Source organism: Neomicrococcus aestuarii (assembly GCF_014201135.1).
GTDB lineage: Bacteria > Actinomycetota > Actinomycetes > Actinomycetales > Micrococcaceae > Neomicrococcus > Neomicrococcus aestuarii.
Map to the genome: position 1 here is coordinate 1,932,366 of NZ_JACHDR010000001.1, position 25,601 is coordinate 1,957,966.

General features: G+C 56.9%; 23 protein-coding genes. 11 read left to right on the forward strand and 12 right to left on the reverse strand.

The annotated features are described in order from the left end of the window. Positions 1–37: 37 nt before the first annotated feature. The 4 genes from lspA to merA form a co-directional block, all read right to left on the reverse strand. Positions 38–547, reverse strand: a complete 510-nt coding sequence (lspA, locus tag HD598_RS08705; RefSeq protein WP_183665237.1) for a signal peptidase II — start codon at positions 545–547, stop codon at positions 38–40. Beyond that, entirely contained in the window at positions 544–2,490 is a 1,947-nt protein-coding gene (locus tag HD598_RS08710; RefSeq protein WP_183665239.1) for a heavy metal translocating P-type ATPase, read from the reverse strand. The genes lspA and HD598_RS08710 overlap by 4 nt, the downstream gene beginning before the upstream one ends. Further along, positions 2,487–2,873: an ArsR/SmtB family transcription factor gene (locus HD598_RS08715; protein WP_183665241.1), complete on the reverse strand. Its 387-nt coding sequence runs from the start codon at positions 2,871–2,873 to the stop codon at positions 2,487–2,489. The genes HD598_RS08710 and HD598_RS08715 overlap by 4 nt, the downstream gene beginning before the upstream one ends. Positions 2,874–3,085: 212 nt before the next feature. After that, a complete protein-coding gene (merA, locus tag HD598_RS08720) occupies positions 3,086–4,516 on the reverse strand; it encodes a mercury(II) reductase (protein ID WP_183665243.1) in 1,431 nt (476 codons plus the stop codon). 106 nt (positions 4,517–4,622) lie between these two features. On the opposite strand from merA, the gene HD598_RS08725 reads away from it, so the two are divergent. Further along, positions 4,623–5,012 (forward strand): heavy metal-responsive transcriptional regulator, encoded by a 390-nt coding sequence (locus HD598_RS08725; protein ID WP_183665244.1) that lies wholly within the window; start codon positions 4,623–4,625, stop codon positions 5,010–5,012. Positions 5,013–5,353: 341 nt separating this feature from the next. On the opposite strand, the gene HD598_RS08730 is transcribed toward HD598_RS08725, so the two are convergent. The 4 genes from HD598_RS08730 to HD598_RS08745 form a co-directional block, all read right to left on the reverse strand. Beyond that, positions 5,354–6,166 carry an AAA family ATPase gene (locus HD598_RS08730; RefSeq protein ID WP_183665246.1) on the reverse strand — a complete coding sequence of 271 codons (813 nt, stop codon included), beginning with the start codon at positions 6,164–6,166 and terminating at the stop codon, positions 5,354–5,356. Next, positions 6,166–7,608, reverse strand: a complete 1,443-nt coding sequence (locus HD598_RS08735) for a Mu transposase C-terminal domain-containing protein (protein ID WP_311539000.1) — start codon at positions 7,606–7,608, stop codon at positions 6,166–6,168. The genes HD598_RS08730 and HD598_RS08735 overlap by 1 nt, the downstream gene beginning before the upstream one ends. Positions 7,609–7,680: 72 nt before the next feature. Continuing rightward, positions 7,681–8,274 (reverse strand): recombinase family protein, encoded by a 594-nt coding sequence (locus HD598_RS08740; protein WP_035762867.1) that lies wholly within the window; start codon positions 8,272–8,274, stop codon positions 7,681–7,683. Positions 8,275–8,494: 220 nt separating this feature from the next. After that, positions 8,495–10,036 carry a SulP family inorganic anion transporter gene (locus tag HD598_RS08745; protein ID WP_183665248.1) on the reverse strand — a complete coding sequence of 514 codons (1,542 nt, stop codon included), beginning with the start codon at positions 10,034–10,036 and terminating at the stop codon, positions 8,495–8,497. 166 nt (positions 10,037–10,202) lie between these two features. On the opposite strand from HD598_RS08745, the gene HD598_RS08750 reads away from it, so the two are divergent. The 4 genes from HD598_RS08750 to HD598_RS08765 all read left to right on the forward strand — a co-directional run bounded on the left by HD598_RS08750 (position 10,203) and on the right by HD598_RS08765 (position 12,681). After that, positions 10,203–10,595 (forward strand): MerR family transcriptional regulator, encoded by a 393-nt coding sequence (locus HD598_RS08750; RefSeq protein WP_183665250.1) that lies wholly within the window; start codon positions 10,203–10,205, stop codon positions 10,593–10,595. 489 nt (positions 10,596–11,084) lie between these two features. After that, positions 11,085–11,492, forward strand: coding sequence for an SRPBCC domain-containing protein (locus HD598_RS08755; RefSeq protein WP_260170708.1), 408 nt, complete (start codon positions 11,085–11,087; stop codon positions 11,490–11,492). 255 nt (positions 11,493–11,747) lie between these two features. Then, a complete protein-coding gene (locus HD598_RS08760; RefSeq protein ID WP_068731916.1) occupies positions 11,748–11,939 on the forward strand; it encodes a hypothetical protein in 192 nt (63 codons plus the stop codon). Between the two features lie 157 nt (positions 11,940–12,096). Next, positions 12,097–12,681: a recombinase family protein gene (locus HD598_RS08765; protein ID WP_183665254.1), complete on the forward strand. Its 585-nt coding sequence runs from the start codon at positions 12,097–12,099 to the stop codon at positions 12,679–12,681. Positions 12,682–12,691: 10 nt separating this feature from the next. Here the strand turns inward: HD598_RS08765 and HD598_RS08770 are convergent, their stop codons facing one another. Next, positions 12,692–14,128, reverse strand: a complete 1,437-nt coding sequence (locus HD598_RS08770) for a pentapeptide repeat-containing protein (protein ID WP_183665256.1) — start codon at positions 14,126–14,128, stop codon at positions 12,692–12,694. A gap of 692 nt (positions 14,129–14,820) precedes the next feature. Here HD598_RS08770 and HD598_RS08775 point away from each other — a divergent pair. The 3 genes from HD598_RS08775 to HD598_RS08785 all read left to right on the forward strand — a co-directional run bounded on the left by HD598_RS08775 (position 14,821) and on the right by HD598_RS08785 (position 17,896). Continuing rightward, positions 14,821–15,975, forward strand: coding sequence for a N(5)-(carboxyethyl)ornithine synthase (locus tag HD598_RS08775; RefSeq protein ID WP_409366201.1), 1,155 nt, complete (start codon positions 14,821–14,823; stop codon positions 15,973–15,975). An 87-nt stretch (positions 15,976–16,062) separates the two neighbouring features. Beyond that, positions 16,063–16,503: a MarR family winged helix-turn-helix transcriptional regulator gene (locus tag HD598_RS08780; protein WP_221244627.1), complete on the forward strand. Its 441-nt coding sequence runs from the start codon at positions 16,063–16,065 to the stop codon at positions 16,501–16,503. Next, positions 16,496–17,896, forward strand: a complete 1,401-nt coding sequence (locus HD598_RS08785; RefSeq protein ID WP_183665260.1) for an MFS transporter — start codon at positions 16,496–16,498, stop codon at positions 17,894–17,896. The genes HD598_RS08780 and HD598_RS08785 overlap by 8 nt, the downstream gene beginning before the upstream one ends. Positions 17,897–18,029: 133 nt before the next feature. On the opposite strand, the gene HD598_RS08790 is transcribed toward HD598_RS08785, so the two are convergent. After that, positions 18,030–19,358, reverse strand: a complete 1,329-nt coding sequence (locus HD598_RS08790) for a cryptochrome/photolyase family protein (protein ID WP_183665262.1) — start codon at positions 19,356–19,358, stop codon at positions 18,030–18,032. A 365-nt stretch (positions 19,359–19,723) separates the two neighbouring features. On the opposite strand from HD598_RS08790, the gene HD598_RS08795 reads away from it, so the two are divergent. Together HD598_RS08795 and HD598_RS08800 are read left to right on the forward strand one after the other, a co-directional pair. Then, positions 19,724–20,803 carry a Rieske 2Fe-2S domain-containing protein gene (locus tag HD598_RS08795; RefSeq protein WP_183665264.1) on the forward strand — a complete coding sequence of 360 codons (1,080 nt, stop codon included), beginning with the start codon at positions 19,724–19,726 and terminating at the stop codon, positions 20,801–20,803. Then, positions 20,803–21,810, forward strand: coding sequence for a PDR/VanB family oxidoreductase (locus HD598_RS08800; protein ID WP_183665266.1), 1,008 nt, complete (start codon positions 20,803–20,805; stop codon positions 21,808–21,810). Before HD598_RS08795 ends, HD598_RS08800 begins: the two co-directional genes overlap by 1 nt. A 146-nt stretch (positions 21,811–21,956) precedes the next feature. Here the strand turns inward: HD598_RS08800 and HD598_RS08805 are convergent, their stop codons facing one another. Together HD598_RS08805 and HD598_RS08810 are read right to left on the reverse strand one after the other, a co-directional pair. Further along, positions 21,957–23,237, reverse strand: a complete 1,281-nt coding sequence (locus HD598_RS08805) for a reverse transcriptase domain-containing protein (protein WP_221244628.1) — start codon at positions 23,235–23,237, stop codon at positions 21,957–21,959. Between the two features lie 708 nt (positions 23,238–23,945). After that, complete coding sequence (locus HD598_RS08810; RefSeq protein ID WP_183665268.1) at positions 23,946–24,320, reverse strand: DUF3052 domain-containing protein; 375 nt, start codon at positions 24,318–24,320, stop codon at positions 23,946–23,948. An 80-nt stretch (positions 24,321–24,400) separates the two neighbouring features. On the opposite strand from HD598_RS08810, the gene HD598_RS08815 reads away from it, so the two are divergent. After that, positions 24,401–25,579: a PD-(D/E)XK nuclease family protein gene (locus HD598_RS08815; RefSeq protein ID WP_183665269.1), complete on the forward strand. Its 1,179-nt coding sequence runs from the start codon at positions 24,401–24,403 to the stop codon at positions 25,577–25,579. Positions 25,580–25,601 lie beyond the last annotated feature (22 nt).

A 25,601-nucleotide genomic window follows, 5' to 3' on the forward strand; every position in this document is an offset into this window, starting at 1 on the left:
GTTTCGCCAGCATGTCAGCGCGCATGCGCAGAGGTGGTCAGTCGCCGCCCTTGGAAGGGGCGGGACGAAGCGCTCCGAGTGCATACAGAACAACTCCCGCTGTAACAAACACATCTGCCAGGTTGAAGGTGGCGAACCACCCGGTGTGCAGGTAGTCCACCACGCCGCGCCCGTCCAACCGGTCAATGAAATTGCCGAAGGCCCCGCCGAGCAGCAACGTTGCACCCGCCCGGGACATTCTGCCCATGGCTGGTGCCGAGGAAACCGCATACCAGGTAAGTCCGGCGATGATCAGCCCGGTGACCGCCACGATGGCCCAGGCGGGAAGGTCCGCGCCAAAACTGAACGCGACGCCCGGGTTATAGAGCAACCGGAGGTTGATCAGCCCCAGGTCGATTACCTTACCGTTGGAAAGCAAGCTTTCGGCCAATGCCTTGAGGGCCAGATCCACGCAGACCAGCACAACGGCTCCAAGCAGCATCGCGGCCCTGACAATACGCGCGGTTCGAACCTGCGCCGAGGAACGAGCCACAAGTTGGCCGCTCATGCCGAGGGTTCCAGGATCGAGGCTGGCTGCACGGTCTGTAGCGCGGTTTTGCGGCGGAGCCGACCGGCCCGGACACCGTTGGCAATCACGACGATTTCGGCCAGTTCGTGGATCAGGACTACCGTTGCCAAGCCGAGCACCCCAAAGAGTGCCAGGGGGATCAGGGCAGCAATCAGCAGCAGCGACAGGCCCACGTTCTGGAGCATGATTCGGCGGGTGTTGCGTGCATGGTCCAGGACCTGTGGCAGGTGATTCAAGTCTTCGCCCATCAGCGCGATGTCTGCGGTTTCGATGGCGACGTCTGTGCCCATGGCACCCATGGCAATGCCGGTATCTGCCGTTGCCAAGGCTGGCGCGTCATTGACTCCGTCCCCGACCATCGCGGTCGGCTGCCGGGACTTGAGGGTTCGAATGATCTCCGCCTTGTCCTCCGGGCGCAGGTCCGCATGAACTTCGGTGATCCCCGCTGCCTTGCCCAGGGCCGTTGCGGTGATGACGTTGTCCCCGGTGAGCATGACCGTGGTGTATCCGGAGGCCGTGAGCTTGGCGATGACCTCGCGAGCCTCGGGGCGCAGCTCGTCACGGACGCCGATGGCGCCGATGACCTTGCCGTCGTCCTCGATGAGCACAGCGGTGGCTCCGGCGCGCTGCATTCGCTCGATGTCCCCGGCCAGGTCACCCGCCTTGATCCATCCTGGGCGGCCGAGCCGGACAAGCCTGCCATCGATCCGCCCCTCCAGGCCCGCCCCGGGAACCGTGTCCACGTCGGTGACCGATGCCCGCTCGGTGGTGGATGCGAGGATGGCGCGGGCGAGGGGGTGTTCGCTGCGGTCTTCCAGTCCCGCCGCAAGGGCAAGCACCTGTTCCTGGGTCGCGGAGGCGGTGCCCACGACCTCGATCACGGAGGGTTTGTTTCGGGTCAGGGTTCCGGTCTTGTCTAGGGCGATGGTGCGGATCTTGCCAAGGGTTTCCAGTGCCCCGCCGCCCTTGATGAGTACCCCGATCCGGCTGGCGGCCCCGACGGAGGCCACCACGGTGACGGGCACGGAGATGGCCAGCGCGCAGGGCGATGCCGCCACCAGTACAACCAGGGCGCGTTCGAACCACAGGGCCGGTTCCCCGACAATGAAGCCGAAGACGATGATCAGGGCCGCGGCGATTAGGATGCCCGGGACCAGCTTCTTGGCGATGGAATCGGCCAGCCGCTGGCCCGGACCCTTGCGGGACTGCTCGGCCTCGACGATGTGCACGATCTTGGCCAGCGAGTTGTTATCAGCGGTGATGGTGACTTCCACTTCCAGCGGACCGGTGCCGTTGATGGAACCGGCGTATACCTCGGAGCCGGGGCCGACCTCGACGGGGACGGATTCTCCGGTGAGCGCCGAGGTGTCCAGGGAGGTGCGTCCGGTGACCACCCGCCCGTCGGTGGCCAGGCGTTCCCCGGGCCGGACAACCATACGGTCCCCGGCGACCAGGTCGGAGGGGGACACCGTCGTTTCGATTCCGTTGCGCAGGATTCGTGCCTCGGCCGGAACCAGGTCCAGCAGTGCCCGGAGGCCCCGCCGGGTTTTCGCCAGTGAGTATTCCTCAAGTCCCTCCGAAATTGCATACAGGAAGGCCAGCATCGCGGCTTCCTCGAACTGGCCAAGAGCCACCGCGCCCACGGCGGCGATCGTCATCAGCGTCCCGACGCCGATCTTTCCCTTGAACAGGCGTCGGAGCGTGGAGGGAACGAACGTCCAGGCAGCAACCAGCAGTGCACCGATTTCCAGGGGAAGCGTCAGCATCCGGGGGCCTCCGGCCAGCGAGGCGATCCACCCCGCCAACAGCAGTACACCGGAAACGGCGGCCGCCCGGACCTCGGTTACCTGCCAGAACCCCAGGGCCTCTTCGGCTTCACCGGCTTCTGCTGTCTCATCGCTGCATCCGCAGGCGTCACTCATCGGGCGTTCTCCTCTTGATCCATCGGGGCGGTGGTGCTTTCGGGGCCGTAGTTCGGGCAGAGGCTGACAGCGTTGCCGGTGGCGGCAAGCAGGATCTCGGCCTGGGCAAGCATGTCCATCAGCTCCGGGCGGGACAGCGAGTAGTACACGCTGCGGCCCTCGGAGCGTCCCTCGACCAGGCCGCAGTCGCGCAGGCAGGCCACGTGCATCGAGGCCGTGGATTGGGCCAGGCCAAGTTCGCGGGTGAGGTCACTAACGCGCACCTCACCGTGGGCCATGCGCTTGACGATCTTCAGTCGGATCGTGTCACTAAGAGAATGGAACAAGGCGGCCGCGGGGTCCAGCCCGCACGCGTCCACCGGAGCATCTTGATTGATCAGCATTTAATGATGATATCTCAATTTACTGATCATTTGTTGACGTATCCAGCCGCAAGGGGCCACCGTAGTGCTCATCCCGATAGAACATGAGCACTTTGTGCGGTCTGTTGAGGATCGCAAATCTTGAACAACCGTCGCGGTGAAGGTTCGCTCCCTGCACAGCGAGGCGAAATGACAACGCCTGGCATTCCTTTGCTTCGGTAGGGGGTTGTGGATCAGGCGCAGCAGGAGAGCTTTGCGACGTCGGTGGTGAAGGCCTTGCATGCGATCCTGATACCCTCGGCCATCGTCAGGTAGGGGCTCCAAGCGGCGGCGACCTGCGCGGTGGCCATTCCTGCTTCGAGGATGTAGACGCCAGCGGCCGCGATCTCTCCAGCGTCCTTGGCCACTGAGGAGATGCCCAGGATCCGTCCGGTGCCAAGCTCAGCGACAACCTTGATGAAGCCGCGTGTATCGCGGTTGACCACGGCGCGCGGCACGTACTCCAGGGGCAGAACCCGGCACTCACAACGGATCCCGGCAGCGACAGCTTCCTTCTCCGTCATCCCGACCGACCCGAGAGCGGGGCTGGTGAAGGTGACCCGCGGCAGGTGTCGGTAGTCGACCTCAGCCACGGCGTCAGTGAACGCATTCTCCACGGCCAGGGCACCGTGGGCCGCTGCGACATAGACGAACTCCCGATACCCGGTCACGTCCCCGGCGGCCCAAATGCGCGGGTTGGACGTGGCCAGGCGGGAGTCGACGACAATCTCACCGGATGCGCCGGTCGTCACGCCCACGGCATCAAGGTTCAATCCTTCCGTCACAGGACGGCGTCCCGTGGCCACCAACAGTCGGTCAGCCCGGAACACTTCCTTTCCCCCGGCCACGGATGCGGAGGCGATGACCCCTCCGCTGGCCTCATCGCGCTCCATGCTGTCCACGGTGGCCCGCCGGACCACCCGAATACCCTCGTCGGCGAACACGCCAGCCAGCGCCTTGGAAGCCTCCGGCTCTTCCTGTGAAGCCAACCGGGAGCGAACCAGCAGGGTAACCCGGGAGCCCAGCCGGGAGAAAAGCTGCGCCATTTCCATGGCAACATAGCCCCCGCCCAGGACCAACAACGATTCGGGCACCTCGTCCAGTTCCATCGCCGTCGTCGAGGTTAGGTACCCGGACTCGGCCAGTCCTGGGACGGACGGCACCCATGGCGCGGCTCCGGTGGCCACGAGGTAGTGTTCGGCCTCGATCGTTCGCAGCGCGCCGTTCGGGGAAGCGACGTTGAGCAGCGGCACTTCCTGGGCCCCGGTGAACGAGGCTTCCCCCTCGATCATGGTCCAGCCATAGTCCGCAGCCAGGTCGACGTACTTTTCCGACCGCATGCTTTCCACCAACGCGGCTTTACCCTGGATTAGGGCGGGCATGTCCACCGGGCTCGCAGAGGTCTCCACCCCGGGGAAGCGGGCGGAGTCCAGCGCCACATGGCGGGCCTCGGTGGCGGCAAGCAAGGCCTTGGACGGCACGCAGCCGGTATTTACGCATGTCCCACCCACAGTGCCACGCTCCACCATCACGACGCGCTTGCCCATGCCAGTGGCTCGGATCGCGGCCGCAAACGCTCCGCCGCCGGAGCCAATGATCGCTAAATCGAACTGTTCGTTGTTCATTAGATGCCTCTTCTTCTGTGGGCCAAAACGTCCTATGAGCAATTATGAACCTTCCAGTACAATGGAAGGTCAAGTGTTGCGGCCATCGGAAAGGGCATCAGCGAACATGAGGATCGGACGGCTCGCGGAAGCGACCGGAACCACGACCAAGACTCTGCGGTTCTACGAGGAGTCGGGGCTGCTCCCTCCTGCCGAGCGCCTGGCCTCCGGCTACCGGGACTATGCCGAGGATGCGGTGGGTCGGATCGGATTCATTCACAGGGGCCAGGCCGCCGGGCTGACCCTTGCCCAGATCCGGCAGATCCTGAAGATCCGCGAGCTCGGCCAAACACCGTGCTCGCACGTCCAGGGCCTGCTGAGGCAGCGCCTCGGTGAAATCGATGCCCAGATCTCCGAACTCCTGGCCCTCAGAGAAACCATCTCCCAGCTCCACGAAGATGCCAGCACGCTGGAACCGGACTCCTGCTCCACCGACCAGGTCTGCCGCTACATCTGATCAACGGCCCTCCCCTGTAGTTGCGGGTGTCGTGGCCAGGAATGCCTGCCAGTCAATAAGAGGGCAACCATTGACTCACGCGTCCCATCTGGGACTTGGGCTGCTTCACGGTCGCCCGGTGGACTGGAGCCTTGGCTGTGCGAGACATCTTCCGACTCTTGGGACTGCGACATTTGGCGTCGTAAATTCTGCGATATTTAGCGTCGAGAATCACAGAGACAGCGGCCGCGATAGTGAGTGTCCCGCAAGGGGTTCCTCTTGCGGGCGGCAGTGCTGTTGACTATGGACAGATGTGATTGTTAACTTCGTTTGGCGGTTTCTGCGCACCTATTATTGGCGGTTCAACTGATTCCGATCACTAGCGTGGATCGAGCAGCTTCAACAACATCATCGGTAATCGTGTCCAGCTCATTGATTTTCATGACTCGCTGCATCTGTGTGAAGAGTCGATCGATCAGCCGGAAATTACCTCGCGTGATACGGGCGATCGCCGCGACAGCTTGGGTATCGGTGAAGTCCTCCAAGTCCAGAGTTTTGCCGAGGGCACGCCACTTTCGTTGCAAAACGAAATGCAGTTCATCCTGAGCAAGCGGACGGTACTCGTGAGCGAAACCAACACGGCTATAGAGCTGAGGGTATCGACTGAACTGCTTTTCGATGCCAGGCATCCCAATCAGCATCAGAGCGATATTGTTCCTGTCATACCTATCTCGTAGCACTTCTAAGGCAGTGGCGTTGAGTCGCTCCGACTCATCAACGATGATCAGCTCAACATGCTTGTCTTGATTCATCGGGCCATTCGTGGCACCTAAAGTATCGAGATGTTGATGGATACAGATCGAGGTCCGGGTGGTGACCAGAGAGAGTTCATCCTTGATTTGCTTAGGCGTCGTCAGAACCCCTGGGGTGAAGAAGACGGTCCGCGTTTTGGCCAGATCCTTGTAGATCTGGAGGTCACTGTCCTCCCGTCGACCCCATTCCTCTATTAACGCCTCGGCTTTCGGGCTCCAGTTGGCATAACGTTTAGCCGATAGGGTTTTGCCGATTCCAGCTTGTCCATAGCAGACCCCGATAGTCCGCTGCCGACGCACCGCATTGGCGAACTCAGTGAAGCGGCGGTGCTCTTTCGTTGCGATAAAAGTTGTTGGTCCCATTACTCGTCCTCCGCGTAAGTGCGCAGCTTCGTTTTCTTGGTTCGGTGGACCGCCGGATCAGGCTGGGGTGCCTCCGTTGTTGGTTGCCCGGCCGCTAGAAATTCCGCGACGGTGGCGATTCGTTCATTGATTTGTCCGCGCAGCTGACGCTTTCGTGCAGAGCGTGCTTTCTGGACGTCCTTAAAGGTCATGATGGATCGTTCGTGCGTGGGATCCACAGCTTTGCAGATGTGCTGGCCATGGTGAAAGACCTGAATCTCGGCAACGTCTCGCGGGTCGTAGCGAAGGATGACGGATTCTCCGACATAGGCAGCCAGCAAGGGAGATATGTAGCGTAGCCCTTGGAAGTGCACCCCATCGCGGTGGACGATTCGAGGTTTGGCGACCGTGAGCAGCAGCAGGTTCAGTTCATCGATGGATTCAGGCAGACGCGGCAACCAGCCGTTGCCCTGCCACGCTTTTTGAGGTGTTTCTTTGATCTCTTGGTGTTCACGCTGGTGGTAATTCTGCCCAATGAACTCACCTAGCGCCGTGTCCAGTTCACTAATCGATAGTCCGGGTTTGGGATTGCGTACGTTGTGCAAGTAACCCGGTAGTCGGGCCAAAAGCTCGGTATTCAACGTACCGAAGAAACGCTCAATCTTTCCCCTGCCCTGTGGCCGGGCTACTGCGGAGAAAGTGATTTCGAAGTGCAAGTCTCTGGCAGCCTGCGCCAAGTGGTGGCTCGTGAAATCGGTTCCGTGGTCCACGTAGAGCACATCAGGGATTCCGCACATCGGCCAATCAGCTGTCTTTTTGGGCCAGATCGCCTCACGCAACGCCAATGCCGTATTCAAGGATGAGGGAGCACCGGTGAAGATCATGTACCCGCATAGGGCTCGCGAGTAATCATCCATGATCGTGGTGAGCCACGGGCGGACCGGCTGGTGGCTAGCATCTAGGACCAGGATGTCGAGCTCGGTATGATCAGCCTGCCACACCGAGTTCGGACGTTCGGCGCGGCGGCGCCAGACCAGTTCGTACTTATCGCGGTACACCGCCGCGCCTTGCTGCGCCAGTGTCATCATCCCGGGATCTATCTCGCCGACAATCGAGCGGATGGTGGAGTAGGAAACCGGTGCCCACCCCAGGTGGAGCGCCACCTTGTTAGCTTGCTGGTGGATGGCTGCAGTGGTCCTGGGCGGTTTAGCTAAGGCGAGGCCTTCGACCAGCTTCACGAAGTCGCTGGGCATCCGGCGTCCGCGTTTGCCCTGTGCCACCGGTTCCAGACCAGGCTTCCCCTGGAGCTTGAAGCTCTGGTGCCATCGCTGCAGTGTCCTCAGGCCGATATGGTGTTCCTCAGCCAAGACCGTCAGCGGCACTCCGTCTTCGACGTGTTGCCGCAGTATTTCCCAGCGTGCCGTTGCCTTGATCAGGCCGCTGTAAGAGGTTCCTGCTTTCACGGTACTGCTGCCATTCTGGTTTTGTCCCAGCGGTGCGTCCCTGCGCGTTTCGCTTCGCCGGGACATGGCCGATCACAGGCTCTTGACAGAGGCGGATTCTTGGCCCAAGTGGCGGTAGAACGTCGCGCGGCTCCAGCCAACCAGACGTGCTGCGTCTTCGGCGGTGCGTCCCCTGGCGCGGGCATCTTTGGCGATCGCGAGCTTATCGGCAATCACCGCCGGGTCAGAGACCGGCCGGCCGAAACGGGTTCCGGATTGCCGGGCGGCAGCAATGCCGGCATTGACTCGTTCAACGATCAGCTCTCGCTCGTACTCGGCCAATGAGGCGAGCATGTTCAGCATCATCCGTCCGGTCGACGTGGCCGGGTCTATGCCATCGGAAATGGAGCGGACATTAACCCCGCGCTCTCGTAAGAGGTTCACGGTGTTCAAAACATCGATCAGGGATCGCCCGAGCCGGTCTACTCGCCAGACCACCACGGTGTCCCCGGACTGCGCGTACTCGAGCAGTTTCTTCATCCCGGGCCGCTCAATCGCGCTCCGGCTGCCGGATGTCACATCGGCGAACACGTCGCGTTTCTGCACCCCCGCTGCAGCAAGAGCGTCGAGTTGCAAGGCCGCGTCTTGGCTCGAAGTGCTCACTCGTGTGTATCCCAAATGCCTCACCTGCCCAGTGTGACTCAAAAACCCCTGTGCGGCAAGCAGGTAAGACGTTTTACGTTGGGACGAGTTTATAAGACAAATACAGCCCGCGTTTTCCAAGTATTTGATGCGACAAGTTTCTACTCTAGGTAGAGTCTCAAAAAGCTTTAGATTTTTGAGACACGCACAATAAGAGGTAGCGGCGGAATCTGATTCCGTCGATACCTCTTCATTCCTTAATGTATTAGTGACCGCCGCCGAGTTTTCCACCCATGCGTTCGCGCATGTTGGCACTGGCTTGGTTCAGCCCTTGAACGTCCACGTTCTTCCCATACTTCTCATATTTGTCAGTGATGGAATCCAAGGCCGCAATGGTCGAGGCGTCCCACAGATGCGACTGATGCATGTCGATCACGATGTCCTCAGGGTCCTCTGCGTAGTTGAACTGGGTGTATAGGTCGTTGGAGGAAGCGAAGAACAATTCGCCGTCGACGACATACTTCGCAATTTCCTGGTCAAAATGCTCTTCGACTGTGCGGGTCACGGTCACGAAGTGCGCGACGCGGTTGGCGAAGAGCACCATGGCAGTAAGCACACCGGCCCCGACACCGATCGCGAGGTTGTGCGTGGCGACGGTGAAGATCACGGTGACCAGCATGACGGTGGTTTCGCTCTTGGGCATCATGCGCAGCGTGGAGGGCTTGATACTGTGCCAGTCGAAGGTGGCGATCGATACGAAGATCATGACCGCGACCAGTGCGGCCATCGGGATCAGCGCGACGATATCACCCAAGACTACGACCAAGATGAGCAGGAAGACACCAGCGAGGAAAGTGGAAATTCGCGTTCGCGCTCCAGAAGCTTTCACATTGATCATGGTCTGCCCGATCATCGCGCACCCGCCCATGCCGCCGAAGAATCCGGTGATGATATTCGCTGCACCCTGACCCCAGGATTCGCGGGTCTTATTCGAGTGCGTGTCAGTGACATCATCGACAAGTTTCGCGGTCATCAGTGATTCAAGTAGTCCCACGAAGGCCATGGCCAAAGCGTAGGGGAAGAGAATCTGCAGCGTCTCGAAATTCAGTGGAACGTTAGGGAAAAATAACGCGGGTAGGCTTTCGGGCAGCTCTCCTTTATCCCCGACGGTGGGAACAGCCAGGGACGCGAAGACGGTAATGAGGGTCAAAACGACAATGGCGACCAGCGGAGCCGGGATCGCGGTGGTCAATTTAGGCAGGCCGAAGACGATCAAAAGTCCCAGCGCAGTCAGTGGATAGACCAGCCAGGGGACCCCGAGAAGCTCGGGAACCTGAGACATGAAAATCAGGATGGCCAGAGCGTTGACGAAACCGACCATCACTTGGCGCGGGATGAAGCGCATGAGCTTAGCGACCCCAAGCAATGCCAAGATGATTTGGAAAATTCCGGCCATGATCACTGCGGCTATGAAGTAATCGATCCCGTGACTTTCCATCAACGGGGCGATCACCAGGGCGATAGCACCGGTGGCGGCTGAAATCATGGCGGGGCGTCCGCCGAGGAAGGCGATCGAGACCGCCATGGTGAAGGACGCGAAGAGACCAATGCGAGGGTCGACTCCGGCGATGATGGAGAAGGCGATGGCTTCAGGGATCAGGGCCAAAGCAACGACGAGCCCGGCGAGGACTTCGGTTTTGAGTAGTCGCGGGGATTTCAGGGTGCGCAGCACCGATTGGCGCTCTACTGGCGTGAGGGCCTGGGGTTCTGCAGGTGTTTGTGTGCTCACGAAGGAGTCTCCATTCATTGATGGATTTAGGGCAAAAGCCCTTGGGAGTGCATAGAATTCTTAGCGGCGCGTCATTGCGCTCAGGAGGAGTCAAGGGCTACCTGTTCGGTAGGGCCTGAAAAATCTAACCCCACACTAACCTAACGTGAGGGTAGGGTTGTAATTGACGATCACGGAGGAACTCATGCCTGAACCCACACCAGCGGCTGCTAATACGCGCACCCTGCATATTGGAGACATGGTTGAGGCGACAGGTCTCTCACATCGCACCATTCGCCATTACGACGAGGTGGGTCTCCTGCCAGCAAGCACCCGCAGCGAGGGAGGATTTCGCGTGTATACCGAATCAGATTTGAAACGCATGCTGGTGATCCGTTCCATGAAACCACTGGGTTTCACCTTGGAAGAGATGGGTGAACTGCTAGACACAGTGGACAAACTAGCCGCTGAACCTGCTAACGAAACTGCTCGTGTGAAGCTCACTGAATACACCCAGCGGGCGATCACCAAGCGCGATAAACTGGCCTTGAACCTGGAACGAGCCGAATCATTCATCGCTGACCTGCACACCAAATGAATCAGCATCGCTGGCATCGGTTTCACCTTTTCGCTGCTGGTAGGCGACCTGGCTTTCGATGCTCGAGGTGAGGAAGCCCAACATGGGTAAGTCGGGGGCGCGGCTCACTTTTGGTCGCGGGTATCGGCGCGCTGATTGTTGGCGCATGAAACCATACGTACCGCGCCTTGCAAGCTAACGCCTAACTTAACCCATTCCTAGCACGTAGCTAAAGAGGGCCAACAGGCATCCATAACCCGCTTAAGTGAACATTAACCGCCAAAACTATTTGTGCTCCAACCGCCAAACGAAGTTAACAGTCACAGTTAGTGTCCGAAGTTGTCTGCACCTGTACCGGTGAACGACCGGCTTACGGGACAACGTTCGGGGCACGCGTGGTTTTCTCTACAAAGCTGTCATGCAAACGCCCTTCTGAGCTAATCTCTGGATATGCCACTCAAGAATCGTTCCATTCAAGAAGCCAACGGGCGCGTAATACATGAGTGGTCCATGAATGTTCCGATAAGCCGTCTTTGGTGGGGTCTTACAGATCCCACCGCGCTACCTCAGTGGCTCGGAATCCTCACAGAAGGGACATTCGTCAATGGTGGTGTTGTGACGATCCAGCACGCAGAAAACTATTCCTGTACCAGTCAGATCCTGGCTTGTGAACCAGAACAGCTGCTATCAATGACCTGGAAATTCCCAGACGAGGATCTCTCGAAGTTGCAGATCGAACTCACGTCGGTTGATGATGCCGTCGGCCTGGTTCTGACTCACGATGAACTCGGGGTCGAAGCAACAAATTACCTGCCTGGCTGGCATACGCACCTACTGTATTTGGAAGACCTGCTCTTGGGGCGCCCGCGCTCCATGGATGATTTCTGGTCTACCTACGAAGTTCTCCGGGACGTTTGAGGCTAGCGGGACTTTGGTCTTGTGTGCCTTCCCAGTGAAGGTTCCGCTTAGGGAGGCTCCGATAGAAGACCGACCTACGGGACACCCACTATGAAGCCTCCTACAGGCAGCTGAGCAATGAGCGTTCCGCTTGCGGTCACCCGATGCGGGACAGAGGACTTCGGACTGTGCTGTCGACTTAGAAGAAAACGACAGCCACTGACCCTTCATTGGTGTCTGCGTTACCCTGATTTGAAACGGTCAAAAAGGACACTAGTGAAAAAAGTCGTATGGATCGTCCAACAGGATGCCACCCCTGACAACACCGTGCTTGGTGTCTTTGACAACTGGCGTGAAGCCGACGAATTTTCAGAAAGTATCAAGGATGAGTTCGTAGATCACGTCCTGATCCAACAATTCCACATCGGATACAAGTTCACCGACGGGTCATCCCGTTATTCCACATAAGGTTCCTCTTGCGGGCGGCAGTGCTGTTGACTATGGACAGAAGTGCTGAGGACTTCGGACTCTGACATCGGTCGCAAGTTCTCGGCCGTTGCATGTGCACGTAAAACTCGCACGATAATGTGCGCGATGAAGGCACCGTAACTGCAACAATGAGGGCATGACGGGACTTCTTATCGGGTACGCGCGCGTTTCAACGAGCGAGCAGGATCTCGCAACCCAACAAGCTGCACTGAGCGCTTTGGGCGTGCTGCCCGAGAACTTGTATGTCGATCACGGGTTGACCGGTACTAATCGCGAACGTCCTGGACTTGGAAAAGCACTCGCCGCCGTGCGTGCTGGCGACACTCTCGTCGTGACGAAACTCGACCGCCTGGCACGTTCACTCCCCGACGCGAGGGACATTGCTGATGAGCTGAACCGAAAAGGTGTCGCGTTGAGTCTTGGCGGGAGTATTTATGATCCGAAAGACCCTGTTGGTCGGCTCCTCTTTAATGTGCTTGGGATGGTCGCTGAGTTCGAAGCGGATCTGATCCGAGCGCGTACTAGAGAAGGCATGGCCATTGCGAAAGCCAAAGGAAAGCTTAAGGGTAAGCAGCCCAAGCTCTCCGCATCGCAGCGGAAGCATCTGTTGTCGACCGCCGCCCGGGGTGAGCACACGCAGAGCGAACTTGCGGAGCTCTTCAACGTCTCCCGGACCACGATCTATCGAGAGCTGAAACGTATCGACGTAAATTCATCTTAAGTTCATAGCTCTATTTAGGGGGGTCGGTTGTAGCCACAGTTGGGGGCCATTCTTCGGGCGTAACGCCGATCGGAGGTTTCCCCTCTTTCCATGGAACCATGGGTGGAACTTCCCAAGACTGTGGATTAGTGAAGTCCAGTGATCCACCGCCAAGCACCACATCTTTAAAAGTGACCTTTGTGCCAACGAAGTTTGACCTTCTGAAGGACACTTTGCCGTTTTCCTCGAAGATTGTGTCGTTGAACGATAAGTAGCCGTGGGACATTTCTGTGTTACTGAATTTCAGCTCGCCTCCTGAAAAAGTCGAGCCATGGAAGTTGAGCCACATTCCTTCGATGCGTGCCCAAGTGAAAAGAAGTAAGGATCCAGAAAACACGGAGTCGCTGAAGTTCATCATCACCCGTGAGAACACTGCCTCTTCAAAATTTAGTGTGCCGCCGGAGAACTCTGCCGAAGAAAAATCCACAAGCCTTCCTGAGAAATTGGCATATCTAAACGAGACAGTCCCTCCTTCTTGGAATTTGGCTTCAGTAAATATTGCATCACCCCGACTGAACCTTGCGTGTTTGAAGTACGTCATACCTCCGATGAACGTGGCGCCAGTAAAATCTATCCGCTCGCTTCTGAACTCAGACATACTAAAATCAAGGTTTTCACTGGAGAACACGGCGTCCTTGAAAGTTACTTCTGTTCCAGTGAATGACGCGCCTGAGAAGCTAACTGATTTGCCGGAGAACACTGCACCAGAGAAGTCTCCGCCATCGAACAAAACGCCGGTGAAGTCTAGGTTCAAGTTTGACCAAGAATTGGGCGAGTGCGCTTGGAGATGCTTAGTAATGGTTCGAATAATTGTGAGCCTTACTTCGCGATCCGCTGGACGTAGGATGTGGCTTCGAATCTCTTCAACGTTGCCTCGTTCGAAAGTCCACGTTCTTTTCTCAACTACTTCTCGCAACAGACTGGGTTCTCCGTTGCCTTGGTAGGGAAGACGCAAGTATCCGCAAAGCACATCAATACAAAGTTGTTTTCTATCTTCTTCACTTTCATCAGCTAACGCTTCGAGTGCATAGATCCCAGCAAACTGAACAGTGGGATCAAACGAACTGAGTTGTCGTGCTGCATTCTCTAGCCGATTCATAAAGCTCAGTGCTTCACTATCACTCTGCTTACGGTATGCAATCGTTAGATAGGTAATACCACCCATACCGGCGACAGCTGCAAAGACAGTCGAAAGAATGCTAGCTCTCGTTGTTCCTTCACTAGCCAGCTCCCATGGCCAAGAACTATTAACAACGCCAGCCACGATGAACCAAAGTACGACAAAAACCATGACCCCAATACCGACCATTCCAAGAACAGCAAAGAGGAGCTGTGATCTCCGTGGCGTGCTTTTAGAGGACGCACTGTGTGGTTCGTTGGACTTACCTTTTCGGCCCATAACAATCATTTCCCTAGATTCCTTTTGTCCACATTTCGACCCAGTCTGCCGATCTTCGAGCTCCCAAAGAAGGGAAAATCTCCACACATCGGACCTAGCATTTGGGTTGGTTTCGTGCGTGCGCTTCCACCTTTGGAGATTATCGACTAACCCAAGTCGTCGAAAATCTCTAGTCAAACGACGGCTCTGAAACTGTAGGTTTCTCGGATCCTTCAGATGCAGACCTAGTAGCCGAGTTCCGGTGTCTTGGTTTGGATTGTGTGTGTCCTGGTGGTTGCAGATTGCGTCTTACTGACTTGCGGTCGTTTTGACGTTGCCGTGGGGAAGATTTCTAGGACTTTGTGTCGGCCTTGGTGTTCAGATGATGCTTCGAGTGGCTTTTTACCTTGGTAGCCCCATTCTTCTAAGAGCCCTTCGGACCAGAGATCGCTTGCCCGGGCGGTTGCTGAGATAACTTGGGCGGACGGTTTGCTGTAGGAATTGATAAATCTCGGAGTGGGTTTTCAATTATCTACAGCATCCAATATTTGTGTTGACTCTTCTCTCGAGTAATGCAGAACGCTGTACGTGACTTGTCCCATTCGCTAGGCGAGAGTCTCTAGTTCTGTTGCCAATGAGTGTCTCGTGTCTAATCTCGCCAGAGATCACCTGTACCGTTGAAGGTATGGGGACGCCACCGCGGCGTTCCCGACAGGACGTGAATAATGGCTACGGCAACAACCCTTTCTATGGGTGTACTGGGAACTTCGAAGAAGATCGACGAGCGCCGGGTGCCAATCCATCCAGCTCACTTTGAGCGCATCCACGAGGACTATCGACACCGCATCATGGTGGAATCCGGCTACGGCGAGCCCTTCGGCATGGACGATTCAGAAATCGGCAAATATGTGGGTTCAATCGGCACGCGCGCCGAGGTGATTGCGGCTTCTGACATTCTGCTTTTGCCCAAGCCTCAGCCTTCAGATCTTGAAGACATGAAAAATGGACAGATCTTGTGGGGCTGGCCGCACTGCGTGCAAGACGATGCCATCACGCAGCTGGCCATCGATAAAAAGCTGACGCTGATCGCTTTCGAAGCGATGAATCACTGGGGCCCCGACGGCAGCTTCGGGCTGCACGTCTTCCACAAGAACAACGAGCTGGCCGGCTACGCCTCGGTCATCCACGCGCTGTCTTTGGCGGGCTCAACTGGCGATTACGGCCGCAGGCTCAGCGCCGCGGTCATCGGTTTCGGTGCGACGGCGCGTGGTGCAGTCACTGCGCTTCTTGCTCACGGAATTAACGACGTTCACGTGCTGACCAGTCGGGCAGTCGCCGCGGTCGCTTCGCCCATCCACTCGGTGGACATGGTGCAGTTCGATCAGGTCGACGATTCCCTTGAGGCCATCACCGAAGAGGGCCGCTGGCCGCTCGCGAACTATTTGGCCAAGAGCGACATCGTCGTGAACTGCACGCTGCAGGACCCTAATGATCCGCTGATGTACGTGCGGAATTCGGATCTTGAAGTCTTCACTCCTGGCAGCATCATCATCGATGTTTCTTGCGACGAAGGCATGGGATTTGAATGGGCGAGGCCAACCACTTTCGCAGACCCGATGTTCAAGATCGGCCACAACATCAACTACTACGCGGTTGACCACAGCCCTTCCTACCTCTGGAACTCGGCGAGCTGGGAAATTAGCGAGGCGCTCCTGCCATTCATCAGCGTGGTGCTCGACGGCGAAGAAGCCTGGGACAAGAGCGAGCCGATTCGTCGCGCGATCGAGATCCGGAATGGCATGATCCAGAACCGTGCCATCCTCGCTTTCCAGAAGCGTGATGAAGATTATCCATACGCTCGGAGCGGCAAGAAATAGCAGATCTGAGGCCGATAAAACTCCGCCTAGGGCGTTAGGGCAGAAAGTGTACAAGCAACTTACACAAGTAGCTTGTACACTTTCTGAGTGCCTCATGACTCTTTGCCTCACGAACTGATGACGCGCTCATTCTACGAAGCGCTGTACCCGTTCTCCCTCCGCTTCAATTCCCGGCGGACACTTTCGCCCGGAAAATTGGGCGTTCTGCGCCATCTCGCGGAGCACGGTCGTGCATCAACCACGGAACTCGCGGCCGTGGTTCAAGTCAGCCAGCAAGCAATTTCGCTCGCTACAAAAGAGCTCGAACACTTGGGATTTACTGCCCGCATCCCGGACGACGACGATCGCCGTCGTACCTGGATAACGCTCACCGAAGCGGGCCAACAGAAATTGACGGAAGAATTGGACGCCGGCGTCACTTGGCTGCAAACGGCCATCCAGGAACGTCTCTCTAATGATGAGCGCGCCATCCTTCGCGCTGCCATTCCTGTCCTTCAGAAGTTGGGATCAGAGGCGGCCGATGACTGAAGTGCGATCTAAACTCGGGCCGGCGCTTATTTACGCGGCTCTGTCGACGGCTATCGTCAGCTCTTTGGGCATGCTGTTGGTGCCCACTATTTCGCGAGAAATGAATGTTTCCGTGAGTGCGGCGCAGTGGATGCTGACGGCGAACCTTCTGGTGGGCGCCGTGGCGACGCCGGTCATGGGGCGTATCAGCGATGGGCCGCATAAGAAGCGGCTGTTGTTGTGGTCGCTCACCATCATCTTTGTTGGATCCGTGATCGCAGCGACGGCGCCGAACTTCTCCATCTTCTTGGTCGGTCGTCTATTGCAGGGTTTGACGTATGGAATTGTGCCGGTGACGATTGCTTTGGCTCGTCGCTATGTAACGCCTGACAAGGTGCGTTCTGCCATCTCGAGTCTGTCCGTCACGGTGGCGACGGGTATCGGCATTGGTTATCCGCTGACAGGCATCATCGCGGGACTCTTCGATTTTCGATTCGCTTTCTGGTTTGCCGCGCTTTTTGTTGTCAGCGCCATCATTGTGGTGCTTCGCGTGGTTCCCGCGGGCCCAGATGAGATGGCTCCGCGGACTCCCTTCGACTTTGCTGGCGCGGTCTTGCTGGGTCTCGGCTTGGGGTTGCTCCTGCTCGGCATCAGTGAAGGCCCCAACTGGGGCTGGGGATCACTGCTGACCATCGGCACGTTCTTGGTTTCCGTCATCACTTTGTGGGCGTGGGTCAAGGTTGAATTGGCGTCTGCACATCCGCTCATCAACTTGCGCGTCCTGCGAAATGGCGAGGTGCTGCTGGCTAACAGCACGGCCATCGGTCTAGGTGCCGTGATGTATCTGGGACTTTCGATCTCCAGCTTGATTGCTCAGGCACCGGCGACCACTGGCTACGGCATCGCGCTGCAGGTGTTCTGGGCAGGATGGGTGATGTTCCCGCTTTCGGTGGGTAGCTTCACGGCAAACCGCGTGGTTCGCAAAGTGTCCCACCGCATCCCTTTGGCAACCCTGCTTCCGGTGGGCTCATGCATCATGGCAGCATCCGCATTTCTCATGTGGCTGTCCCATGCGCAGCTCTGGGAGATCCTCCTTGGCATGTTGGTGCTTGGTCTGGGAATGGGCGCGAGCTACGCGGCGATGCCTGGACTGATTGCGCGCAGTGTCGCTGCGGAAGAACTCGGAAGCTCGGTCTCCTTCAATCAGGTTCTCCGCACTGTGGGTAGCTCCTTCGGAACCGCCGTCTCGGCTGCGGTGCTCGCGGCACACATGGCGCCGGACGCTCACCCGACTGCCGAAGGCATCGATCTGACCCTCGCCATTAGCGCTGGCCTTGCTGGTGTCGTGTTTATTGCGCTGCTTATTCACGCACTGATTTCGCGTCCCAAGCAGTCTCCTCATCACCGGAAATAGTTTCTGCGTATTAGACAAAAGGGGAAGCGCGCACCAACCGCTGATGGTTGATGCGCGGGTCATGTTGACCATGCCGACCTCTCCACCCACGCGGGTAACCCGAATGACCCATAGTTATTATGGTGGGGCTCGCTCAGTGCCTTATTGACTCATAGGCGGCCAGAGCCTCGCCGCGAGAGTGGGACAGATCCACAAGGGGTTCGAGGTTGGCGCTTTCAGGAGCCCAGCAGTTGACGTAGAGGCCGTCATGATCGAACTTCTTTTGCTGCGTTTGTGGGTTGAAGATTCGAAAGTACGGTGAGGCATCGCGCCCGCAACCTGCTACCCATTGCCAGTTAAAGGGATTGCTGGCTTCATCCGCGTCGACGAGCGTGTCCCAAAACCACTCTTCACCCACCCTCCAGTCCACCAGCAGATTCTTCGTCAAGAAGGATGCCGCCACCATGCGGACTCGGTTATGCATGAAGCCGGTTTGCCACAGCTCTCGCATGCCTGCGTCTACTATCCCGTACCCGGTGTTGCCTTGTTGCCAAGCTTGAACCTCCTCGCCGCCCCCCTTGCGCCATGGGAAGTCTTGATACTTCTGGTTGAGTGATCGTTGGTGAAGGTCTGGGAATGCGTAAGCAGTGTGCCAAGCAAACTCGCGCCATCCAAGTTCGGAAAGGAATACTTCAACTTCTTGATTCGCCGCGCGGCTGATATGCCAGATGGTTCGAGGGCTGATTTCTCCAAAGCGTAGGTGGGGAGATAGCTCAGAAGTAGCGCTTCGCGCTGGAAAATCACGCTCTTCGTGATACCTAGTCACGGCGCTATCCAGGAAATGAGTGAGCTTTTCGAGTGCCTTCGCTTCGCCGGGTACCCAGCGGTCGTGAAATCCGTTCCACCAACGAGGAGTTACGGGCTGAAGATTCCATGCCGTTAGGTCTTCGCTATAAGGTTGCTGGCCACCTGGGATCAGTGTGGTTGGAATGGGAAGCGGATGGTCGGGTTCAGGCGACCTCAAGCATGCTCGCCAAAACGCTGAATACACAGCATAGGGATCCCCGCTGGAATTCGTGACTGTCCACGGTTCGAACAACAGATTGCCGTGGTAGGAGTGGGCAGTAATTCCACGAGCGGTGAGCGACTCTTTAAGTCGAGCATCGAGAGCCCGGGCCGCTCCGTACCTGCGGTTCCAGTGCACAGCGGTGGCTCCGACCTCTGACACCACCTCGGGGAGCACCTGTTCTGCGGGGCCGCGACGCAGAATCAATGGAATGGAATAGGTGGCCAGAGAACGCTCAAGTTGTTGGAGCGACTCGTGAAGCCACCATCGAGCGGCACTTCCAAGGGGACGGACTTCGGCAGTTTCGTCATCGAGTACGTATAGCGCCACGATTCCGTCCGGATCTTTCGCCGCCGCACTGAGTGCCGCGTGATCTGCAAGCCTTAAATCGTCTCGGAACCACGTGATAGCGACCATGAGCTGATTCTATCGTTGCGCTCATCATCGATATCGCCTGCGACGAAGGCACGGGCTGTGAATGGGTCAAGCCAACGGCCTTCGCTGACCTGATGTTCAAGATCGGTCACAACATCAACTATTACGCCGTGGGCCACTGGCCATGCCCGGATTGATTTCGCGTCCAAAGAAGGTTGCGAAGCATCGGAAGGTGCAGGCGGACCTCCGAAAGATGAGGCTCGCGGAGCTGAGCCTGCCCGCAGGGCCGAGCTGCGCCGTCGTCCTCAAGAAGTGCGCACAAGAATGTGTTGCAACTCACTATCTCCATAGGTATTATTGAGCCAACCAACTAACTATGCACATAGTTAGTTTCGAAAGGACAACCCATGAGCACGAATACCGTGACCGCCAAGATTCTGCCGCACCCGTTGAACGCCTGGTACGTCGCGGCGTGGGATCACGAAGTGACCCGAAAGCCCATGTCACGCCGCATTGCCAACCGTCCGGTGGCGCTTTATCGGACGGAAGACGGGCGCGCTGTGGCGCTCGCCGACGCGTGCTGGCACCGCCTCGCGCCGCTGTCGCAGGGCAAGGTTGTGGGCAAGGACGGCCTGCAATGCCCCTACCACGGCATTGTTTACAACTCCGCTGGACGCTGCATTTCCATGCCTGCGCAGGAGACCATCAACCCGAGCGCGATCGTCCCGAGTTTCCCAGTGGTGGAGCGCTACCGCTACGTGTGGATCTGGATGGGCGACCCAACGCTTGCGGATCCGGACTTGGTGCCGGACATGTCCCAGATGACGTCGGAGGAATGGGCCGGCGACGGCCTCACGATTCACGCGGACTGCAACTACCAGCTGATCCTCGATAACCTCATGGACCTCACGCACGAGGAGTTCGTGCACTCGTCCTCGATTGGCCAGGATGAGCTGAGCGAATCCGACTTTGTGGTGACACATGAGGGCAACCGCGTCACCGTCACGCGCTGGATGCACAACATCGATGCGCCGCCATTCTGGCTCAAGAATATGCGGGACAAGTTCCCTGGTTTCGAGGGCAAGGTGGATCGCTGGCAGATTATTCACTTCGAAGCGCCGAGCACTATTCGTATTGACGTTGGCGTTGCCAAGGCCGGCACCGGTGCGCCCCAGGGCGACCGCAGCCAAGGCGTCAACGGCTACGTCATGAACACCATCACCCCGGAAACTGATCGATCCAGCCACTACTTCTGGGCGTTCATGCGCAACTACCGCCTAGACAGCCAGCTCATCACCACGCAATTGCGCGATGGCGTGCACGGTGTTTTCGCCGAAGACGAGGCCATGTTGCAAGCCCAGCAAGCCGCGATCGACGCGAATCCGGACTACCAGTTCTACAACCTCAACATCGACTCCGGAGGCATGTGGGTGCGCCGCATCCTCACCGCGATGCTGGAGGCCGAAGGCCGGTTGGTGGCGTCCTAATGGCGGTTTCACAAACGCAGGTGTGGCAATCGGCGACCGTTGTTGAGGTCTCCGAGATTGCGCGCGACATCAAACGCATTGTTTTTGCTCCGGAATTGCCGGTGAAGGCGGAGCCTGGCTCCCACATTGATCTGCTGGTGCAGATTGATGGCGAGGACGTTCAGCGCTCTTACTCGGTGGTGGATTCGTCCGAGGACGGTTCGCGGATTGCCATCAGCGTGTTCAAGGCGCCGCTGTCTCGCGGTGGTTCCGAGTTCATGCATACGGTTTCCGTGGGGGATTCGTTGCGGATCACTCAGCCGCTCCAGAACTTCCCACTGCGGGTTGGCGCGCAGAAGTACGTGCTGCTTGCGGGTGGCATTGGCGTGACGGCGATTGCGAATATGGCACGGGTGTTGAAGCGACTCAAGGCGGATTACACCCTGGTTTTCGTGGGACGTAGCCGTGAAGCGATGGCGTATTTCGCAGAACTCGAGGCCGAGCACGGCGAGCGATTCCAAGCCCACATCGACGACGAGGGCACGTCGCTCTCCGTCGCCGAACTGCTCAACGACGTGGACCTGAACACGGAGCTCTACATGTGCGGACCCATCCGCCTCATGGACGCCGTGCGCCGCGCGTGGATTGAACGCGAATTGGACCTACCGAATTTGCGATACGAAACCTTCGGAAATAGCGGTTGGTATGACCCCGAAGAGTTCATTGTTCGCGTTCCCAAACTGAATCTCGAAGTGCGCGTCCCCACGGATCGCTCCATGCTGGAAGCGCTCGAGGACGCGGGCGCGGACATGATGTTTGACTGTCGCAAGGGCGAATGCGGCCTCTGTGAAGTGCGCATCACCGAGCTCACCGGCATCATTGATCACCGCGACGTGTTCTATAGCGAGCGCCAGCAGCGCCTGAATCAGAAGATGAACTGCTGCGTTTCGCGGGTGGTGGGGTCTGCTGACAAGGCTTCTGAAGGTGCCAGCGCGCAGCGCGCCGTGGTCACTATCGAGTCCAGCTAATGCCAAATTAACATAGATTTAGTGGGCGCAGGTCAAACTGCTATGAACCGGATCAGCGGTTTTGTGAAACTATGATCCATAATCGTTTGTGAAAAGCGCTGGCCAAGCTGGAAATGGCTAGGACCTCAATCTCTGTCGAAACAGATCTATTCTTGTGAATAAAGGTAGAGCGGTGCTTGGCCAGACACAACGTGAAGGCCATGAGTGGAAATGGCCATTTTCATCACCTTTGCAATTTTGCGAACGCTTGGCATTCGCAAATCGATAATATCTCCAGTACGTGTTGACGTGGTTTGAAAGCCAATAAGCTTGCTTTTTTCCATATTGTGTGGCTGCGGAAGTTTTGTTTCGGGTGTCTTCAGAAGCTCAGTTCGTTTTCGCATTGCAAGCCACACTCGTGTCGCCATCCATTCATCGATTTCTCGCAGTGCATTCTCGTCCGTTATTAGGGGAAAGAAGGACATTACTCCTTCAAATGACATAGGTGGTATTGCACCCGTTTGAAAACGGCGAATGTCGCTTTCGCTTAGAGGTCCGTATAAGTATCGGCGAAGTTGCCATATTAATGTCACATAGTCCCTGTCAACATTGGTTAGGCGATTGAAATCTTGGGTGCGTTGTAAAGGCTCTAGCAGGAGGTTGGTATAAATCAACTTGTTGATTCGATTTTTCAAACGTGTAATGGAGCTATCTTTCAAGCTGACATTTCGAAGACTAAGTCGGTGGCCCAAATAGTCGACGTATTTTGTTGAGGCCATCTCTACATTCTTGGTCTCCTCCTTGATGAGAAGCCGGATTCCAGGGCTCTTCTCTGAATTTACTGGCGAGCCAATCCGGCTAGATGCCTCCTGCAAAAGCGAGGCGGCCTCCCCAATCCGTCCGTAATCGGTGCTCCAAATAAGTGTGTCGTCGGCGTATCGAACGAAGCTAACTCCGAGTCTCTCAAGCCCGCGATCCAATTCGGAGGCGGCGAGATTAGCGAGAAATAGGCTGAGTGAGGTGCCCTGTGGAATCCCATAAGTTCTGGGTGAGACATCCTCATTCTTGTCGCGAGTAGAAAGATATGGCTCGGGTGATTGTAGGAAGCGCTCGATTAAATATTGTTCAAGAGGTGTTCTATTTATTCCGATTGAATCAAGTGAGGATAATATATAATTGTGATCAACTTTATCGAAAAATTTGCTGAAATCGTATTCGGCGACAAAAAGACGCTGTTCCCTTAGAAATTCGGTCGAAATATATGAGATTGCGTCGTGTGGTCCCAGATCTGGCCGGTAGGCATATGCTCGTGCGCTGAGCTTTGGTAAATTCTTGCGGGTTAGAGAACGAAAAACTCGATTAGAGACTACCTCGTCAGCAATTTGGAATGCGCTGATAATTCGTTCGCCACCGGAGGGTTTTGGGACGCTAAAGCCCGCGGGGCGCATAGGCCTGTAGGATCGATTTCTAAGGCTCTGTGTCAGAGCGTGTGATATGCGCTTATGTCTGGACCGGACAATAAATGGATTAAACCCTGAATCGAGTTTCCAGATCTCTGGGCGTATAACTGGGAGCAGATCCGGTCGGCCTGAACTTCTGCGCTTTCGGCGTTCATTTTCATCGTGGATAGATTTTGCGTAGGTCTCGAACTCGACGACTAATCGAGTAGACCTATCAAGAATTCGCTTATCTAATTCCCACCACATTTGAGGACTCCCGATTATCGGTATGGGCGTTGGGGGCTGAGCAAATTGCTCAGCCCCCAACAACGGCTTCAAATCCAGGCAAAGTGTGCGTCACGCGGGCTGCAAACTCGCGAATGCAACCCCATTGGATCAGACGATGATCAATCGTAATCTTCTCCAAAACGGATCGAGGCCTAGTCCCTCTGGGGACCTAGATGTACTGTAGCGGATATGGGGCGTCTAAATGGCAATCGACTACCTCGGCTGGAAGAAGGCTTCCAACCTTCAAACGTTCTCAGTACGGGCCGGTTTAGCACGACGCTTTCGGATTTCGTTGTCAACAGGTCTTTTAGCGTGAGCCTGTTCCAAGAATGATCTTCAAGTATTTGTGCTCCTCATGTTCGAACCCCAGCCAATACTCAGGTGAATCGGTACAGCCGAGTGCTTCTGCAGATTTTTGGCCCATGGAGGTCACTTCATCTTGAACCGCACCGCAGACCAGTAATCGTCAATGGACACGTTGGAGTTCAGCGTCCAGTCGAACTCTTCCATGTACCGCCAGATGCTGTCCCGGTTGATGTCTGACCTATTGCCCTTCGGATATAGCACCCAGCCCGCGCGAGTCCCAGCTAGATGGTCGCGCACAGGCAGGAAAAGTTCATCCAGTTGCGCCTTGTCGCGCGCGAAAATGAGGGCTGAGTCGGCAACGCTTTCCTCGATTCCGTCAACAAAGCTCGCACCCTCCGGCAACGGTTCCAATAGGGCGAGTTCTTCGGCGCTGGCGCCCACCACGTGCACTGAATTTCCGGGCTTGATCTGAAGCTTTTCGGCGATGGTCTTGGACATGGCACTAGTGTGCCATTTCGAAATTGAATTACGACGACGCAGCTCACTTTTCGTAGGCAGTGGTGTAGCAGAATGAGGGCATGGATGACTACGACCTCATAACCGAGCTCTTGCCCGTGCTGGGCCGGTCGAGTCATGAATCGTTCAATGTCTTCAACGTGATGCACCATGGGACGCATGAGAAACAGCTGTCGAACATCTTTCGATGGATTCTGGATATCGGAGGCTCGCGCCGCTTCGAAACGCTAGGCCAGAGAGTCTTTCTCAACCTGATCCGCGAGCGGCTGGGACCTTCGGCTGATCTGCCAGACGAGCCTTACTCCGTCCGTCAGGAAGTCAATACTGCCGAGTCAGGACATCGCCTAGATATCGCCGACCTCGTTTTAGAGAATGACTCGACCGTAGTCGTAGTGGAAAACTACGAAACCTCCGACGGCCACGGGCATAGCTACAACTCCTACCTCAAATACGGTCAGCGAGACGGTAAGTTCGGCGTCGTCGTTCTGCTCTGCGCATCCGAGTACACCTACCTCCAATCCGACGGTTGGGAACGTGCGACGGTGATTACGTATGAGAGATTCCTTGATCGCCTTATGGATGAGCTGAACAAGGAGAGGAACTACGCACAGTTACACACCGAGCAGTACTCGTTCCTCATCCAGATGCACAGGAAATTTGCCGCTAAGGGGGATGAAGTGAGTGATTCGGAGTTTTTGGCTTTCATCGACGCAATTTGTGTTTCGGGCGAAGCCAGACGCTACAGAGAGCGCACAAGTGATGTGGCCGCTGAGAAGTTTGCAAGCGACGTTGCCGAACGTGCAAGGGAGCGCTTTGAAGGCGGCCGAGAGGTTCTCAAGAGGGTTAAGGATCGACTCAAGATCTATGCGCGCTCAACCCTGCACAACCAGCTGGACGGCAAGCTTCGAGCGGGCTCTGTTCGCGAGATTCGAGCCAACTACGTGGGTATTTATCAATGGATCGTTGAGCTGGTTGTCACCGCTGACGATGGCGCCACGTCCGCTCAAAATTTTGAGATTCGATTCGGTCCAACAGCATGGAACTATGTCGAAAACGAGAGCGACAGTCTGAGCCTAGGTGACGGTGAAACTGTTGACTATTCGAAGCTTTTCATCGCAAGCACTGGCAACCGCAGGATTATGCGCCAGTCCCAAGTTTCGTTGCTGGAAGTTTTGCACGGCCTGTCCGCCGACGACTATCGCTTGCGGGACGAAATCCTGGCTCTCGATGCCACGAGTTGATGGCAAAGCAAAGCGGCGGCCA

Excerpts from the sequence above, each read along its gene's own strand:
- lspA (WP_183665237.1), bottom strand. The coding sequence starts at position 547 with ATGAGCGGCCAACTTGTGGCTCGTTCCTCGGCGCAGGTTCGAACCGCG.
- HD598_RS08815 (WP_183665269.1), top strand. The coding sequence starts at position 24,401 with ATGGATGACTACGACCTCATAACCGAGCTCTTGCCCGTGCTGGGCCGG.
- HD598_RS08730 (WP_183665246.1), bottom strand. The coding sequence starts at position 6,166 with ATGGGACCAACAACTTTTATCGCAACGAAAGAGCACCGCCGCTTCACT.
- merA (WP_183665243.1), bottom strand. The coding sequence starts at position 4,516 with ATGAACAACGAACAGTTCGATTTAGCGATCATTGGCTCCGGCGGCGGA.
- HD598_RS08750 (WP_183665250.1), top strand. The coding sequence starts at position 10,203 with ATGCCTGAACCCACACCAGCGGCTGCTAATACGCGCACCCTGCATATT.
- HD598_RS08770 (WP_183665256.1), bottom strand. The coding sequence starts at position 14,128 with ATGATTGTTATGGGCCGAAAAGGTAAGTCCAACGAACCACACAGTGCG.
- HD598_RS08805 (WP_221244628.1), bottom strand. The coding sequence starts at position 23,237 with ATGCGCCCCGCGGGCTTTAGCGTCCCAAAACCCTCCGGTGGCGAACGA.
- HD598_RS08710 (WP_183665239.1), bottom strand. The coding sequence starts at position 2,490 with ATGAGTGACGCCTGCGGATGCAGCGATGAGACAGCAGAAGCCGGTGAA.
- HD598_RS08790 (WP_183665262.1), bottom strand. The coding sequence starts at position 19,358 with ATGGTCGCTATCACGTGGTTCCGAGACGATTTAAGGCTTGCAGATCAC.
- HD598_RS08785 (WP_183665260.1), top strand. The coding sequence starts at position 16,496 with ATGACTGAAGTGCGATCTAAACTCGGGCCGGCGCTTATTTACGCGGCT.
- HD598_RS08755 (WP_260170708.1), top strand. The coding sequence starts at position 11,085 with ATGAATGTTCCGATAAGCCGTCTTTGGTGGGGTCTTACAGATCCCACC.
- HD598_RS08725 (WP_183665244.1), top strand. The coding sequence starts at position 4,623 with ATGAGGATCGGACGGCTCGCGGAAGCGACCGGAACCACGACCAAGACT.
- HD598_RS08765 (WP_183665254.1), top strand. The coding sequence starts at position 12,097 with ATGACGGGACTTCTTATCGGGTACGCGCGCGTTTCAACGAGCGAGCAG.
- HD598_RS08800 (WP_183665266.1), top strand. The coding sequence starts at position 20,803 with ATGGCGGTTTCACAAACGCAGGTGTGGCAATCGGCGACCGTTGTTGAG.
- HD598_RS08795 (WP_183665264.1), top strand. The coding sequence starts at position 19,724 with ATGAGCACGAATACCGTGACCGCCAAGATTCTGCCGCACCCGTTGAAC.
- HD598_RS08745 (WP_183665248.1), bottom strand. The coding sequence starts at position 10,036 with ATGAATGGAGACTCCTTCGTGAGCACACAAACACCTGCAGAACCCCAG.
- HD598_RS08810 (WP_183665268.1), bottom strand. The coding sequence starts at position 24,320 with ATGTCCAAGACCATCGCCGAAAAGCTTCAGATCAAGCCCGGAAATTCA.
- HD598_RS08715 (WP_183665241.1), bottom strand. The coding sequence starts at position 2,873 with ATGCTGATCAATCAAGATGCTCCGGTGGACGCGTGCGGGCTGGACCCC.